The 15562-nt window shown below is 72.4% G+C and carries 13 protein-coding genes and 2 pseudogenes; 4 read left to right on the top strand and 11 right to left on the bottom strand.

Translation table 11 applies throughout. From position 1 onward, the window contains the following. Positions 1-15: 15 nt before the first annotated feature. The 3 genes from OEIGOIKO_RS14220 to OEIGOIKO_RS14230 form a co-directional block, all read right to left on the bottom strand. On the bottom strand, positions 16-699 hold the full coding sequence (locus tag OEIGOIKO_RS14220; RefSeq protein WP_125054361.1) for an AIM24 family protein: 684 nt from the start codon (positions 697-699) through the stop codon (positions 16-18). An 11-nt stretch (positions 700-710) separates the two neighbouring features. Next, a complete protein-coding gene (locus OEIGOIKO_RS14225; RefSeq protein WP_125054362.1) occupies positions 711-2453 on the bottom strand; it encodes a TerD family protein in 1743 nt (580 codons plus the stop codon). Positions 2454-2567: 114 nt separating this feature from the next. After that, complete coding sequence (locus OEIGOIKO_RS14230) at positions 2568-3167, bottom strand: M48 metallopeptidase family protein (protein ID WP_125045090.1); 600 nt, start codon at positions 3165-3167, stop codon at positions 2568-2570. A 189-nt stretch (positions 3168-3356) separates the two neighbouring features. Between OEIGOIKO_RS14230 and OEIGOIKO_RS14235 the strand changes: the two genes are divergently transcribed. Both OEIGOIKO_RS14235 and OEIGOIKO_RS14240 read left to right on the top strand, forming a co-directional pair. Further along, positions 3357-4502, top strand: coding sequence for a ThiF family adenylyltransferase (locus OEIGOIKO_RS14235; RefSeq protein ID WP_125054363.1), 1146 nt, complete (start codon positions 3357-3359; stop codon positions 4500-4502). A 34-nt stretch (positions 4503-4536) separates the two neighbouring features. Continuing rightward, a complete protein-coding gene (locus OEIGOIKO_RS14240; RefSeq protein ID WP_125054364.1) occupies positions 4537-5991 on the top strand; it encodes an ABC1 kinase family protein in 1455 nt (484 codons plus the stop codon). A gap of 106 nt (positions 5992-6097) precedes the next feature. Here the strand turns inward: OEIGOIKO_RS14240 and OEIGOIKO_RS14245 are convergent, their stop codons facing one another. The 5 genes and pseudogenes from OEIGOIKO_RS14245 to OEIGOIKO_RS14265 form a co-directional block, all read right to left on the bottom strand. After that, positions 6098-6298 carry a hypothetical protein gene (locus OEIGOIKO_RS14245; RefSeq protein ID WP_125054365.1) on the bottom strand — a complete coding sequence of 67 codons (201 nt, stop codon included), beginning with the start codon at positions 6296-6298 and terminating at the stop codon, positions 6098-6100. Positions 6299-6460: 162 nt separating this feature from the next. Next, entirely contained in the window at positions 6461-6790 is a 330-nt protein-coding gene (locus tag OEIGOIKO_RS14250) for a hypothetical protein (RefSeq protein WP_125054366.1), read from the bottom strand. Continuing rightward, a complete protein-coding gene (locus OEIGOIKO_RS14255) occupies positions 6787-7140 on the bottom strand; it encodes a WhiB family transcriptional regulator (RefSeq protein ID WP_003984433.1) in 354 nt (117 codons plus the stop codon). The genes OEIGOIKO_RS14250 and OEIGOIKO_RS14255 overlap by 4 nt, the downstream gene beginning before the upstream one ends. A gap of 120 nt (positions 7141-7260) precedes the next feature. Continuing rightward, positions 7261-7593, bottom strand: coding sequence for a hypothetical protein (locus OEIGOIKO_RS14260; protein ID WP_125054367.1), 333 nt, complete (start codon positions 7591-7593; stop codon positions 7261-7263). Positions 7594-7735: 142 nt separating this feature from the next. Continuing rightward, positions 7736-10011, bottom strand: a pseudogene (locus OEIGOIKO_RS14265) (ATP-dependent DNA helicase UvrD2). Positions 10012-10207: 196 nt separating this feature from the next. On the opposite strand from OEIGOIKO_RS14265, the gene OEIGOIKO_RS14270 reads away from it, so the two are divergent. Next, on the top strand, positions 10208-10462 hold the full coding sequence (locus OEIGOIKO_RS14270) for a mycoredoxin (RefSeq protein WP_125054368.1): 255 nt from the start codon (positions 10208-10210) through the stop codon (positions 10460-10462). Positions 10463-10604: 142 nt separating this feature from the next. Here OEIGOIKO_RS14270 and OEIGOIKO_RS14275 read toward each other — a convergent pair. Next, a pseudogene (locus OEIGOIKO_RS14275) lies at positions 10605-11341 on the bottom strand (XRE family transcriptional regulator). Between the two features lie 301 nt (positions 11342-11642). On the opposite strand from OEIGOIKO_RS14275, the gene OEIGOIKO_RS14280 reads away from it, so the two are divergent. Continuing rightward, the gene (locus tag OEIGOIKO_RS14280; protein WP_125054369.1) at positions 11643-12884 is read left to right on the top strand and encodes an erythromycin esterase family protein; all 1242 of its coding nucleotides are present in this window, start codon (positions 11643-11645) and stop codon (positions 12882-12884) included. Between the two features lie 109 nt (positions 12885-12993). Here the strand turns inward: OEIGOIKO_RS14280 and nudC are convergent, their stop codons facing one another. Together nudC and OEIGOIKO_RS14290 are read right to left on the bottom strand one after the other, a co-directional pair. Further along, the gene (gene nudC, locus OEIGOIKO_RS14285) at positions 12994-13929 is read right to left on the bottom strand and encodes an NAD(+) diphosphatase (RefSeq protein ID WP_031001056.1); all 936 of its coding nucleotides are present in this window, start codon (positions 13927-13929) and stop codon (positions 12994-12996) included. A 226-nt stretch (positions 13930-14155) separates the two neighbouring features. Next, complete coding sequence (locus tag OEIGOIKO_RS14290) at positions 14156-15556, bottom strand: dipeptidase (protein ID WP_125054370.1); 1401 nt, start codon at positions 15554-15556, stop codon at positions 14156-14158. Positions 15557-15562 lie beyond the last annotated feature (6 nt).

Below are 15562 nucleotides of genomic sequence, written 5' to 3' on the forward strand. Positions count from 1 at the left end.
TTGACGTCCTCCCCCTCAGCCCCGGGCCCGGAGCCGGTCGGTGCTGTCCTCACTGGGCTGTACGACGACGAAGCCCTGGCCGGAGAAGCCGAGCTGGTACGCCTCGCCGCTGCCGCGCCCGATCATCGAGGACGCCTTGAAGCTGCGCTTGCCCTTCATCTTCAGGTTCGTCGACCAGGCGACGAGCGCGTCCGGATCGACGTAGGTCTCGTCCTCACCGCGGCCGCAGTCCACCACGATCGGGGTGCCGCGCGAGGTCAGCGCGACCCAGCCGGTGCCCGATATGCCGACGTTGAAGAGCCCCTGCCCGGCGAACTTCGCCATGCCCTTCACGCGCTGCACGCCCCACTGGAGGTGTGCGTCGAAGGCCAGCAGGTTGGTGCCGTTGACGGAGATCGAGTCGCCGTCGAGGTGGATGCAGACGACGTCCGCGCCGTAGTCGGCCAGGTAGAGCAGGCCGTCGCCGGAGCACTTCATCAGGGGCGCGCCCTCGCCGGTCAGCCACTGGGAGGCCATCTGGCGGACCGCGGGCGGGTTGGGCTCGTACTGGACGAAGCCCTCGTAGGCGACCATCGAGCCGGTGCGGGCGAAGACGTCCTGGCCGCTCTGCATGGCGATCTTCACCATGGCGCTGCCGTGGTTCTCCATGCGGGCGGCGGGTGCGGTCGGGGCGTGGCCCGGGGCGTGCTGTTCGTACATGGCGGGCTCCCTCAGACCTCGTAGGGCTGGACGACGATGAAGTTGCCGGGCGCGCCGCGGAACTGGAGGTTCACGGTCTCGCCGGAGTGACCCGGGTACGCGCTGCGGCGCAGGCTCACCTGACTGGAAATGATCACCTGCGAAGCCGCCGACCAGGCGACGATGGCGTTGGCGTCCGCGAAGGTCGTCGGGGTGACCGGGAGGACGACCGGGGTGCCCTGGGTCTTGACGACGACCGTGCCGCTGCCCTGGAACTGCATGGTGAACAGCGCGCCGCCCGGGATGCCGTGCCCTTCGATGCGGCGGGTCTCGTACTGGAGCGACTCGTCGAAGGCGAGCACGCTCTCGGCCGAGACACAGATCGCGTCACCCTGGAGCTCGATGGGATGCACATGGGCGCTGTTGTCCGCGAAGAACACCTGGCCCTGGCCCGTGCAGCGCATCAGCTGCATCTCCTGGCCGGTGGCGTTGCCCACGATGCGGCCCCGGACACCGGCGCCCTTGTAGCCGAAGTCGACCTTGCCCTGGTAGAGGACCATGCTGCCCTGGCGGGCGAGCACCGGCTGCCCGTCGACGCCGAGGTCGGCGCGGATCAGCTTCTCGTTCTGCGGGGTCCACCGCTGCCCCGTCGGCGCTTCGCGGTACTTCTCCAGGACGACGCTGAGACCGGGGCCGCCACTCTGGACCTGCGGCTGACCGTACGGGGCGGGCTGGCCCTGGGGCGCTCCGTACGGGGCCGGGGGCTGCTGTCCGGGGAACGGACCGCCCTGCTGGCCGTACGGGGCCTGGGGCGGAGCTTGCGGCGGCGCTTGGGGTGCCGCCTGGGGCGGCTGGCCCGGCTGGCCGTACGACGGCGGTGCCTGCTGGTGCGGGGGCTGGCCGTACGGGGGCTGCTGCTGGGGGAACTGTCCGGGCGGAGCGCCGGGGGGCGCCATCGGCGCCGCGATGGTCGGGGCCGCGTGCATCTGCGGAGCCGGCGGCTGGGGTGGCTGGGCCTGCGGCGGCTGCGTCTGGGCCGGGACCTGCGGCTGGGGCGGGAGTTGCTGGCTCTGAGCGGGGTCTTGGGGGGCACCTGAGGGCGCGCCGAAGGCCGGGGCCGGGGCGGGCTGCTGCGGTGGCTGCTCCGGGGCTGCCGGGACAGCGAAGCCCGGCGCAGGCTCGGAGACGGCGGGCGGCGCGAAGCCCGGCACACCGCCCTGCGGCGCCGGCTCGGGCGCGGGCTCCTCCTCCGCGACCTCACCGCCGAAGTTCTTCAGCAGCGCCTCCAGGCCGCCGTCGAAGCCCTGCCCGACCGCGGCGAAGCGCCACACGTCCTTCAGGTAGAAGTCGCCGAGCATCACGGCACGCTCGGTGCTGAATTCGGCACCGGTGAACGCGTAGCGGGCGACCTCCTCGCCGCCCGCGACGATGCGCAGGTAGCCGGGGCCGATCTGGGACATCTGGCCCGCGCCGTCGAGCGTGGCGGTGAAGGACAGCTTCTGGATGTGCTGCGGAATCCGGTCGAGCGTGACCCGGAAGGACTCGGTGTCGCCCGCCTGGGCCCCCAGCAGCTGAACCGACCCCTCAGGAGACGCGGGCTGGTTGAAGAAGACGAGATACCGGTCGTCGGAGAGCCGCTCGTCCGCGTCGAGGCCGAAGCAGCTGATGTCGAAGGTCAGGCCGGCACCCGCGATCTGCACACCTACGTACAGATCCGTCCCGGCCGTCAGGTCACTGATCCTGGCCTTGTGGCCCCGCTGGAATTCCCTGGCCATACGTAACGACCGTCCCCCGCTCCCGCTTCGCGCTCTGATGACGTCGCGCCAGGCTAACCGCTGCCGCCGACAGCGGGCGATGCCGGGCGCGGAGCGAACCGGGCGGAACCGGCCCTATTCCGTACGGGCCGCTGGCAACTGCGGCAGCCGCTCCGCCGCGACCACCCCTTCGAGATAGCCGCGCGCACGCTCCGTACGTGGGTATGACTCCAGAAGCTGCCAGAAACGCTGCCCGTGACCGGGGACGAGAAGATGCGCCAGCTCGTGCAGGAGGACGTAGTCGACGACGTACTCCGGCATGCCCTGGAGCCGGTGCGAAAGGCGGATGCTGCCCTCGGCGGGGGTGCAGGAGCCCCAGCGGGTGTTCTGGTTGGTCACCCAGCGCACCGTGGCGGGCCGGGCGCGGCCGCCCAGGAACTGCTCCGACAGGCGCTCCGCGCGCTCGGCCAGCTCGCTGTCGCCGAGTTTGCGCCTGCTCTCCTGCGCGGCGAGCTTGTCCAGCATCACCGTGACCCAGCGCCGTTCCTCGGCCTCGGACATCCGGGCCGGGATCAGGACGACGGTGCGGTCGCCCTCCCGGTAGGCGGAGACGGTACGGCGCCGCCGCGAGCTTCTGCGCACCTCGACCGGGCTCGTCGCGGGGCCCCCGGTCGCGGGGCGCGTGGCGGTCCTGCGGGGAGGGTCTGCGGCTCGGCGCAAAGGGTCGGCGGGCACGCCCCGACGTTACCCGCTGCCCGTGCGGGAAGTCTTGCCCCCGGCTTCCGCCATGTTCACGGACCGCTCAAGGACAGGTACGGCTTGTATGACTATTGCCTGCGGGCTGTGGACAACTTCCGACGCCGGTCGCGCGGCCGCGGGATGCTGAGGACCGCTGGACGAGATCCGATCGACGGGGGCGGCTTCATGTATCCGATGCTCAAGCCCGCGCTGCGGCGCGGATGGCGGGACCGGGCGACGGTGCGGTTCGGGGTGGCCCCGGCACACGCGGTGGAACTGGGCCCGGTGGACACGGCCACCGGGAGTTTTCTGGCCTTGATCGACGGCACCCGCAGCCTGGATCAGCTCGCGGACGCCGCCGGACAGCTGGGCCTGCCGGACGGGCACGCACGGCGGGTGGTGGACCGGCTGGGGCGGGCGGGCCTGCTGGACGCGCCGTCGGCGGGCGGTCCCGCGGCCGACACGGTGCGCGCCGACTCCGCGGCCTTCGGCCGGCTCCGGGCGGACCTCGCGTCGCTGTCCGTGCGCCATCCCGAGGCGGCGGGCGGACTGGAGCGGATGGGGGCGCGCCGGGCCGTACGGGCGCGGGTGCGCGGCGCCGGCCGGGTGGGCTCTTCGGTGGCGGCCCTGCTCTCGGCGGCGGGCGTCGGGCGGGTGGAGGTGCAGGACGGCGGGAAGGTCGAGCCCTGGGACGTCGTGCCGGGCGGGGTGCGGGCGGAGCAGATCGGTGCGCGCCGGGACACCGCGGCCCGCAGCCTGGTGCACCGCGTCTCACCCTGGTCGCGGCGGCTCCGGCCCGGGAGCGGGCCGTCGGACGCGGGCGAGCCGGGCCTCGGGCTCGTCGTGATCGCGCCGCGTGACGGCCTCGCCGCCTATGCGCCCGACCCGGTCCTGTACGAACCCTTCGTGGCCGCGGGAATCCCGCATGTGTTCGCCGGGGTGGTCGAAGGGACCGGCGTGGTGGGTCCGCTGGTCCTGCCGGGCGGCTCCTCCTGCGCGGGCTGCCTCCAGTTGCGACGTACGGACGCGGAGCCGGCCTGGCCGCGGCTGCTGGCCCAGTGGCGATCGGGGCGCGGCGCACCGGCCGTTCCGGCGTGCGACGCGGCGCTGGCGACGGCGGTCGCGGGGCTGGCCGCCGTGCAGGCGCTGGCGTTCCTGGACGGTCAGTTGCCACCCTGCACAGGAGCCCGGATCGAGGTCGCGCTGCCCTGTGCGGACTGGCGGACGACCGGAGTCGCGCCGCATCCGGAGTGCGGCTGCGGCGCGGCGGGGCCGGCCGGCGCCACGGGCGCCTCGGATCCGCATCGGCGACACGTAACAATGGCGGAGTAACCCCGGTTGGGGACAGTGTGAGTTGGAGGGGCGCATGTCAGATCTTCCCCGCAAGGCGGTCACCCGTACCGCCAAGCTGGCCGCGCTGCCACTGGGATTCGCCGGCCGCGCCACCTGGGGGCTGGGCAAGCGGATCGGCGGCAGGTCGGCGGACATCGTCGGCCGCGAGCTCCAACAGCGGACCGCCGATCAGCTCTTCCGGGTGCTCGGCGAGCTGAAGGGCGGCGCCATGAAGTTCGGGCAGGCGCTGTCGGTCTTCGAGTCGGCGCTGCCGGAGGAGATCGCCGGCCCGTACCGCGCCGCGCTCACCAAACTTCAGGAAGCCGCACCGCCGATGCCGACCGATTCGGTGCACGCGATCCTGGCGGAGCGGCTGGGGGCGGACTGGCGCGAGCTGTTCACGGAGTTCGAGGACAAGCCGTCGGCGGCCGCGTCGATCGGCCAGGTGCACCGCGCGGTCTGGCACGACGGCCGGGAGGTGGCGGTCAAGGTCCAGTACCCGGGAGCGGGCGCGGCCCTGCTGTCCGACCTGTCCCAACTGGGCCGGTTCGCCCGGCTGCTCGGGCCACTGATCCCCGGCATGGACATCAAGCCGCTGATCACCGAGCTGCGCGACCGGGTCTCCGAGGAGCTGGACTACGCCCTGGAGGCGGCGGCCCAGCAGGCACACGCCGAGGAGTTCGCCGACGACCCCGACGTACGGGTCCCCGCGGTGGTCCACCAGAGCGACCAGGTGCTGGTGACCGAGTGGATGGAGGGCGTCCCCCTCTCGGAGGTCATCGCGAACGGCTCCCAGGAGGAGCGCGACCGGGCCGGGCAGCTCCTCGCCCGCTTCCTCTTCTCCGGCACCGCACGCACCGGTCTGCTGCACGCCGACCCGCACCCGGGCAATTTCCGGCTGCTGACCGGCGACGCCCCCGACGGCCCCGCGGAGCGGTGGCGGCTGGGCGTCCTGGACTTCGGGACGGTCGACCGGCTGCCGGACGGTCTGCCGTCCACGATCGGTGCCTCACTGCGCATGACGCTCGACGGCGAGGCCGAGGCGGTCTACGAGCTGTTGCGCGAGGAGGGCTTCGTGAAAGAGTCCATCGAGCTGGACCCCGACGCGGTGCTGGACTATCTGCTCCCGATCATCGAACCGGCCCAGGTGGACCACTTCACCTTCACCCGCTCCTGGATGCGCACCCAGGCCGCGCGGATCGCCGACCCCCGCTCCCCCGCCTACCAGCTGGGCCGCCAGCTGAACCTGCCCCCCTCCTACCTGCTCATACACCGTGTGACGCTGAGCACGATCGGCGTCCTGTGCCAGCTGGGAGCCACCGTCCGCCTGCGCGACGAGCTGGAGTCCTGGCTCCCGGGCTTCATCCCCGACGACACCTCCCCCGACGACACCTCCCCCGACCACACCGCCGCCGACAACACCTCCGACGCTCCCGCCCCGTCCGTACCCGAACAGAGCAACCCCGCCGAAAAGGAGACACCGGCCTGAGGAGAAACCGGCCCGAGGTGGCACCGCCGGTCTGAGGTGGCACCGCCGGTCTGAGGTGGCACCGCCGGTCTGAGGCGTACGGCAGGCCGCAGCCGCCGGCCGCCGTTCACCGGGTCGGCACCGGGTCCAGGTGGGACTCGATGACGCGGAGGCTGGCCCGGGTGCAGGTGTCGCAGAGGTGCTGGCGGGTGCCGTTGGCGATGGTGCAGGTCCAGGTGGCCGGGGTGCCCTCGGCCGTGGCGCCGCACTGGGCGCACTCCGTGTCGTCGGTGGTCAACTCCGCCTGTTCATACGTCTTCTGGTTCATCAGCCGACAATATCCCCGCCACCGCCGGGAAAGGGGGCACAACGCCTCAGGGGCCGCCCAGTTGGACAGCCCCCGAGATGTGTGGTGTTGCGATGGCCGCCTGATGCGGCGGTGACGCCACCGGGCGGCCCGGCACCGTACGGATGCCGGGCAGCCGGCAGGTCACTGCATGACGGCCATGGCCAGAGCGCGCCGGGCGCGCAGCGACGCCCGCTCGGCGCGGCGCTGCATGCGCCGGGCCGCGGCGAGGCGCTGGGCCCTGCGTTCGGACTCGGCCTCCTGCAGGCGCTGTTGCATATGTGCGCGCGCCAGGGCTTCTGGGATGAGTTGCATTTCACGGGTCCTGTTCTGGCGCGACTCGATCACGCCGGGGTTCGCTGGTGCGGTGGTGTCGGTGAGGGTGGGGTTCATCGGGTCCTGCTTCTGGGGGTCCCGCTGGGCGGGACGGTCGATCGTTCCTGTGCCGCTGGTGTACGTGCCGCCGAGGTTCATGCCGCGACCGGGTTCTTGCGCGGACGGCCACGCGGACGCTTGCGGGGCACCACGACGCCCTGGACGAACAGCTCGCCGCCCCAGACGCCCCACGGCTCACGACGGTCCTTGGCGCCGGCGAGACACGCCTCGCGCACCGGACAGGTCTGGCACAGGGACTTGGCGTACTCCACGTCGGCCGGGGTCTCGGCGAAGAAGACCTCGGGGTCGTAGGTACGGCACGGCACGGCGGCGCCGAGTCGGTCGATCTCGTCGTCGAGCTCGGTGAGGGGCAGCAAAGGGGTCTCCTGGGAGTCGGGCGGGGGGATCAGGTCGGTGGCGACGGACGGGGTGTGCGTCTGGAGTTGCACGGTGGTGTGTTCCTCGTCTGTTCGGCCCGGCTGGTGGCTGGGCTCATGGGCAAAGCAAAAGGGCCGCGGATCCCGGTGTGGGTTCCGCGGCCCTGGAAGGTGCCGACCTGATCATGCGAATCAGGCTGGATCTCTCCAGGGTTCGTGCCCGCGGTGGGCCCACGTGTCCTGCTGCGTCTGGTACTGCTTCCGGGATTCGGCACCGTTGGCCGCCGCGCCGGCGAAGGCATGCTGGTCCGCTGCCTGTGCCGCTGCCGCTACTGCGGGTGCCTGGGTCGGTCGCTCGTCGCACGCGTTCTTGGGCAGGAACACCAGGGACGCGGCACGGGAGACCTCAAGACCGGACAGCCGACCGAAGCCGGACAGACCGGTGCCCGGGAGCGAGGCGCCGAGCATGCGGGTGGCGACGACCGAACGATCGGTCATTTTCTGGGTCTCGATGAAGCTGATCACTGGTCTCGCCTCCTCTCGGCGTCTCGGCGGACCGGAAAATCCGGTCCGGGCTTGTTCAGTACAACACGAAATCAGCGGATCCCGGAAGGCCCGTCGTCTTCGTGCCTGTGAAGGCTATGGGGATGCGCTCCGCGCGCGCAAACTATTTTTCTGACGACTTTCCGGAGGTTCTTGCACCACCCTCCGGAAGATCGTCCGGCGACGGCCCGTCCGCTGCCGGAACGAGCTCCTCACCTGCGCACAGCGCGAGGACGTCGGCGCCGAATCTGCCCAGCTTGCGTCCCCCCACACCAGGGATGCCCGCGAGCTCCCCCTCGGTTCCCGGAACGGCCTCGGCGATCGCCATCAGCGTCTTGTCCGTGAAGACGCAGTACGCCGGCTGGCCCAGCTGCCGTGCCCGCTCGGCCCGCCAGTCGCGCAGCCGCCCGTACAACGCCTCGTCGAGCTCGCAGGGGCAGTCGTCGCAGCGCATGAGCTTCATTTCACCCGCATCGGTGAGCGTCTTGCCGCAGACCCGGCAACGGGCGGGTGACCGGGTGCGGCGCTTGCCCCCGCCCCTGGTCATGGCGCCGCCCCGCTCGACACCGCCTGCGGCGGCGGCCGCCGCGCGGCGCCCCACGCCCCCGAACCGGGCCGCAGACCGTCCAGGAACCGGCTGGGCCGCCGGACGGCGCGGCCGCCCGGAGCGCGGGACAGCGACCACGAGAGCCCCAGATGCAGGCGGGCCCGGGTCACACCTACATACAGCAGGCGGCGCTCCTCCTCGACCTGCTCGTCGGTCTTGGCGTAGGTGATCGGCATCATGCCCTCGGTGAGGCCGACCAGGAAGACGGCGTCCCACTCCAGGCCCTTGGCCGCGTGGAAAGAGGCGAGCGTCACACCTTCGACGGTCGGCGCGTGCTGGGCGTTGGCCCGCTCGTCCAGCTCGGCGACCAGATCGGCGAGGGTGGCCGCCGGCCGGGCCTTGGCGAAGTCCTCGGCGAGACGGACCAGCGCGGCCAGCGACTCCCAGCGGTCCCGCACGGCGCCGGACCCGGCCGGGGGCACGCTCGTCCACCCCATGTCGCTCAGTACCGCCCGGACCTCGGACGGGAGGTCCATGGCGTCGTCGAGGAGGGCGTCGTTGGCGCCGAAGCGGGCGGCGCCGCGCAGCTTGACGCCCGCCTCGCGCACCTCGGGCCGCTCGAAGAACCGCTCGGCACCGCGGAGCTGGTACGGCACGCCGTGGTCGGCGAGGGCCTGCTCGTAGACCTCGGACTGGGCGTTGATGCGGAACAGGACCGCTATCTCGCTCGCCGGCACGCCGGACGCGATCAGGTCGCGGATACGGCGGGCGGTGCCCTCCGCCTCTGCCGGCTCGTCCCCGTACTCCGTGTAGGCGGGCTCCGGGCCGGCGTCCCGCTGGGAGATCAGCTCCAGCCGGTGCTCGGCGGCGCGGCCGCGCGCCTGGGAGAGCAGCCCGTTGGCGAGGTGCACGACCTGGGGGGTGGAACGGTAGTCCCTGACCAGCTTCACGACCGTGGCGTCCGGATGGCGGGTGCGGAAGTTCAGCAGGTGGTCGGGGGTGGCGCCGGTGAAGCTGTAGATCGTCTGGCTGGCGTCGCCGACGACGCAGAGGTTGTCACGGTCGCCGAGCCACAGGTCGAGCAGCCGCTGCTGGAGCGGGCTGACGTCCTGGTACTCGTCCACGACGAAGTGCTGGTACTGGGCACGGACCTGCTCGGCGATGTCGTGCCGGTCCTGCAGGACGCCGACCGTCAGCAGCAGCACGTCCTCGAAGTCGATGGTCCCCCGGTCGCGCTTGAGCTGCTCGTACGTGCCGTAGATCTGCCCGATCTCGGCCGGGTCGCGGGGCGCCTCGCGCCCGGCCTTGTGCACGGCCGCCGGATAGTCGGCGGGCGCGGTCTGGGTGACCTTGGACCACTCGATCTCGCCCGTGACGTCCCGCAGCTCGTTGCGGTCCAGGCGGATGCGGCAGCGGGCAGCGGCCTCCGCGACCACCTGCACCTTGCGCTCCAGCAGCCTCGGCACCTCGCCGCCGACCGCCTTCGGCCAGAAGTACTGGAGCTGGCGCAGCGCGGCCGAGTGGAACGTCCGGGCCTGCACCCCGCCCGCCCCCAGCTGCCGCAGCCGCCCGCGCATCTCCCCCGCCGCACGGGCGGTGAAGGTGACGGCGAGCACCGTGGACGGCTGCAGGATGCCCGCACGCACGCCGTACGCGATGCGGTGGGTGATCGCGCGGGTCTTACCCGTCCCGGCACCCGCCAGGACGCACACGGGCCCGTGCAGGGCCGTGGCGACCTCGCGCTGCTCGGGGTCCAGGCCGTCGAGCACCGCGTCGGCACCCTCCGGCGTGGCCGGGAACTGGGTCGCGGCCGCAACCTGCGGGAAGAGAGTGGAGTCCGATGCTGCTGTCACCCGACCATGCTGCCAGGTCGACCGGGACAGCCGGGAAAGTTGTCCACAGCCGCCACTCCCCGGTCATACGAATGCACGTGCCTACGGAAGCGGCACCGTACGTGTACGGGAACGGTCCGGCACGGACGGGAATGGTCCGGCCCGGGCAGACGTTCTCCCATCGATACACGCCGAGCTTGAAGGAGCGCGAGGACCCATGGCGGGCACTGTGACGATGTACAGCACCACGTGGTGCGGCTACTGCCGTCGGCTGAAGGGCCAGATGGACCGCGAGGGAATCGCGTACACCGAGATCAACATCGAGCACGACCCCGAGTCCGCGGCGTTCGTCGAAAAGGCCAACGGCGGCAACCAGACCGTGCCGACCCTCCGGATCGTCCCCGCCTCGGGCGAGGAGTCGGTCATGACGAACCCGTCCCTGGCCCAGGTCAAGCAGGCGCTCGGCGTCTGAGCGACGGTTCGCGCCGAGCCCACGGTTCGCGCGGGCGGGCCCCCGGCCGTCATGGCCGGGGGCCCGTCGGGCCAGACGTCACGGTCCGGGCACCACCGCTCCGGCGGGCGCGGCCGAGCACGCTGCCCACGTCAGAGCCCGGTCACTCCGGACGGCGGCTGTACCGCTCCACCGTCCCCTTCGACGTGGACGCGTCCTTAAAGATCAGTTCCCACGGTCCGGTGTTCACGTCGAAGTCCTTGCCGAAGCCGACCCACTTCCCGGCCATGCGCCGTCCAGCCGGTTCGGCGAGCAGTTGGACGGCTCCGTGGTAGCGGGCGCCCGCGCAGTAGCCGTCCGTCGCGGTCTGCTCCACCCAGGTCCCGGTGACCACGTCCCCGTCCACGGTGAGGTCGAGGGACAGCGGTGAGTCGGGGCGGGACGACGCTCCGGGCAGCGACCGGCCGGTGAGCCGGTTGCCGTTCTGTACCAGTACGACGAAGTGAGCACCGGTGAAGGTCTGCCCTCTGCCGGACGAGTAGAACTCGTACCGGCTGAGCCACACGCCCGCGTAGTGCGCGCGTCCGGCCTCCTGCGCGGCCGTCTCGGCGTCACCGGAGGCGGGATGCTTTCGGCGGCCCCAGCGCCCTCGGCAGCCCCACACACCACGTCATGCCCTCCGGCACCGTCGTCGCTCACCCGTGCCACGACCGGCAAGGAATCCCCCAGGGACTCGATGGGCAGCCCGGTGACCTTCGCCAGGGCCCGTACGTACACGGGCCGGGGCACGCGCGTCGTACCGCCCTCCCAGCGCTGCACGAGCCGTTTGCTGGCGCCGTTGGGTTCGCCCGCCTCGTCGCCCGCCTTCCGGAGCGCGCGGGCCATGTCGTCCTGGCTCATCCGAAGGGACAGGCGGACGGCCCGGAAGGCTGCGTTCGCTGAGAGAACCGGGGCGATCGCCAGGACTCAAGCTAGCCCCAACCCCCGCAAAGAGACACCGTTTTGACGTCCTGCACATGGCGCCTGCCGGACTCGGTACGGCGTCTCCCGGGCGGACTCGGCGGACTCGGCGGACTCGGCGGAGTGGGCGCTCGGGGCGTTCGCCGGCCCGGCTTCGTGGCCGGTGGGTGGTGGAGACGTCCATGATCCGGGCGGGTACCCTGCTCCACCGCGTGGGGTCGAGCGACGAATCGGGGGGGCCGTGACCGATGAAGTGACCAGTTGGCTGGCGGAGAGGGCCGTTCCGCTGCGCGGCCTCGTCGCGGGTGCGCCCAGCGACGATCTCCAGCCGCTGAAGGGCGTGCTGAGCGGTGCGCGCGTCGTGGGGCTGGGCGAGTCCACGCACGGCACCCGGGAGTTCTTCCAGCTCAAGCACCGTCTGCTGGAGTTCCTGGTGACGGAGCTGGGCTTCTCGGTGCTGGCCATGGAGGCGAGCGCCTCCGCGGCGCCGGCCGTCGACGCCTACGTACGGCAGGGCGTCGGCGACGCGGAGACGGCGCTCAGAGGGTTGGGGTTCTGGACCTGGCGGACGTACGAGGTGCTCGCGGTGATCGAGTGGATGCGGGCCTACAACCGGGGCCGCCCCGAAGAGCGCAAGATACGTTTCGCCGGGATCGATCCGCAGAAGTGCGGCGCCTCGGTCTCCGTGCTGGAGACGCTGTTGAACGAGCGTGCGGTGGACCGGGGCGCCGGTCTCCGTTCCCTGCTCGGGGTGCTCGCCGAGGCTCATCCGGGGCAGCACCCCGACCCACAGCGGCGCCTGGTGCGCGAAGCCGAGGAGCTGGCCGCGTTCGTGCAGGACCGGTTCCCCGAGGCGGAGGAGGCGGTCCGGCATGCACGGATCCTGGTCCGGGCCGCCGATCTGGTGACCCGTGACCGGCTGCACGACGACCCGCGGCAGACCGTCTACGCCGCGCGGGACCGGTACATGGCCGAAGCGGTGCAGGAACTGGTCGCCGCGCCGTCCACGAAAGTCGTTCTGTGGGCGCACAACGGTCACATCGCCAAGAGTGCTCATGGCCATGGCCCGCCTCCCCTGGGACGCCATCTGAAGGAGCGGTACGGGGACGCTTACTACGCGCTGGGGCTGCTGTTCGGCAAAGGATCTTTCCGTGCCTGCCGCGGGCGGCCGCGGGCCGGAGCCAAGGCCCGGCGCCCCGTCGGCAACCGCATCGGCATGGCCGACGGGACGACGGTGGAGGCACGGCTGGCCGCCGCCGGGCGCGGCGACCTCGTCGTCGACCTCCGCTCCGTCGCGGACGCGCCGGACGCCGTGCGGCAGTGGCTCCACGAGCCGTCCGCGATGCGCAGCTTCGGGGCCCATGTGCCCCGCTGGACCTATCACCTGCACCGGAGCCCGACGGCGCCGGCACGGGAGTACGACGGGCTCGCCTACGTGGCCACCTCGACGAGTTCACGGCTGCTGCCGCCCGACGGCGCCTAGCAGGGGCGCCGTCCGCTCTGCGGGCAGGAGGGGCAGGAGACAGCCGGGGCCTGGCGGGGCCCCGGCCGGCTGTGTCCTCAGGCCCGCACCCTGTGCGGCCGGGACGGTCCTACGGCTTCGGCAACGGCTTGCCGTACCAGGCTTCGATGAGGCGGGCGGCGATCGAGATGCCGTACGGGGGCAGCACCTCGCCGGACTCGAAGGCGGCCTTCAGGTCTTCGCGGGAGAACCAGCGGGCCTCTTCGATCTCCTCGCCGTCGACCTGGATCTCGGAGGACGTGGCACGGGCCATGAAGCCGAGCATCAGGCTGGACGGGAAGGGCCACGGCTGGCTGGCGACGTACTCGACCTCGCCGACGACCACGCCCGCCTCCTCGAAGACCTCGCGGGCCACCGACTGCTCGATGGACTCACCGGGCTCGACGAAGCCGGCCAGGGTGGAGAAGCGGCCCTCCGGCCAGTGCACCTGGCGGCCGAGGAGTGCGCGGTCCTCCTCGTCCGTGACCAGCATGATCACGGCGGGGTCGGTGCGCGGGTAGTGCTCGGCGCCGCAGGCGGGGCAGCGGCGGATGTGGCCCGCCGCCGCGATGACGGTACGTTCGCCGCAGCGGGAGCAGAAGCGGTGCAGGCGCTGCCAGTTCTCCAGGGCGACGGCGTGCACGAGCAGCCCGGCGTCGCGCGGGGACAGCAGCAGGCCCGCCTCGCGCAGGCCGGCGGGGCGCGCGGACTGGTCCATGCGCCCCGGGAGCGAGTCCTTCTGGAGCGCGAAGTAGCGCACGCCGTCCTCGTCGGTGCCGAGGAAGTAGCGGTGCGTCTCGGTGAGCGGCGCCTCGAAGGACGGCGTCATGACCAGTTCGGTACGGCCGTCGGGGGTGTCGTCGACCAGTGCCTGGCCTCCGGAGACCACGAAGACACGCGTCGTCGGGTGGCTCCAGGCCGCCGCGAGCCACGCCTCGTCGAGGCGGTGGTGGGCGGCTCTGTCGATGCCGCTCGGCGCGCTGAACGTGATCGGCCGGTCGGCGCTGTGGTCGGTCCAGGTGGTCACTGCGGTTTCCAACTCCCCCTGTGGCGTGGGTGATTGCCGCCCGTGGGCGCGGCCGCCGGGCGGGCGGCGGACCGGGCGGCGAGGGTGGTACGAGTGGCCCGGCCCGTGCGCGGACCGGGCGGCGGCGTGCGGGCGGCCACCGTCCGGCCGCGGGCCGACGACCCGGCCGCGGGGCGGGCCGCCGGCCGGGGCACGGGCACGGGCGCCGTCGGGGCATGGTCAGGGATCAAGCGACGCGCCAGTTCTCCGCCAGGTCGCCCCACAGGTGCGCGGCGGTCTCGACGCCCTTCATCAGCAGGTCCAGCTCGACCTTCTCGTTCGGGGCGTGCCAGCCGTCCGAGGGGATGGATATGCCGAGGAAGAGGACCGGTGCGCCGAGGACGTCCTGAAGGTCGGCGGCCGGGCCCGAGCCGCCCTCGCGGGTGAAGCGGATCTTCTGGCCGAAGGCGCGGCCCATGGCCCGTACGACGGACTGCAGGGCGGGGTGGTCGAGCGGGGTCAGGCAGGGGCGGGTGGCGCCCCAGAAGGTGATCTCATGGCGGATGCCGTCGGGCAGCCGGGCGGCGGCCCAGTCCCGTACGGCCTGCTGGACGGCGGCCGTGTCCTGGCCCGCCACCAGGCGGAAGGACAGCTTGAGCTGCGCCGCCGACGGCACGATGGTCTTGCCGCCGGGGCCCTGGTAGCCGCCGCCGATGCCGTTGACCTCGGCGGTGGGGCGGGCCCAGATGCGCTCCAGGGTGCTGTGGCCGGTCTCGCCGAGCGCCGCGTGGGAGTGGGCGGTGCGCAGCCACTCGGGCTCGTCGAAGGGCAGCTCGGCGAAGAGTTCGCGCTCGCTGTCGGTCAGCTCGACGATGTCGTCGTAGAAGCCGGGGATCGCGACCCGGCGGTCCTCGTCGTGGAGGGCGGCGGCCAGGCGGGCGGCCTCGGTCGCGGGGTTGGGCACCGCGCCGCCGAAGGAGCCGGAGTGGATGTCCTGGTCGGGGCCGTACAGGTCGATCTGGCAGTCGGTGAGGCCGCGCATGCCCGTGCAGACGGTCGGGGTGTCCTTGGACCACATGCCGGTGTCGGAGACGATCACCGCGTCGCAGGCCAGGCGGGTCGCGTGCTTGCCGATCAGCGCCGGGAAGTTCGGGGAGCCGGACTCCTCCTCGCCCTCGATGAGGAGCTTGAGGTTGACGGCCGGGGCGGTGCGGCCGGTCGCGGCGAGGTGGGCGCGGACGCCGAGAGTGTGGAAGAACACCTGGCCCTTGTCGTCGGCGGCACCGCGTGCGTACAGCTTGCCGTCGACGGTCTGCGGCTCGAACGGGTCGGTGTGCCAGCCGTCCTCACGGGCGGCGGGCTGCACGTCGTGGTGGCCGTAGACGAGGACGGTGGGGGCCGACGGGTCCCCGGAGGGCCACTCGGCGAAGACGGCGGGAGCACCGTCGGTCTCCCAGATCTCGGCGGTGGGGAAGCCGGTCGCGGTGAGCCGGCCGGCCAGCCATTCGGCGCTGCGGCGCACGTCGGCGGCGCGCTCCGGGTCGGCGGACACCGAGGGGATGCGCAGCCAGGCGGCCAGGTCGTCGAGGAACTCTTCGCGGTGGACGTTGATGTAGGCGCGGACGGCGCTGTCCGAGGTGGTGCTCATGTGTCC

It is taken from the genome of Streptomyces paromomycinus (assembly GCF_003865155.1).
Lineage (GTDB): Bacteria > Actinomycetota > Actinomycetes > Streptomycetales > Streptomycetaceae > Streptomyces > Streptomyces chrestomyceticus.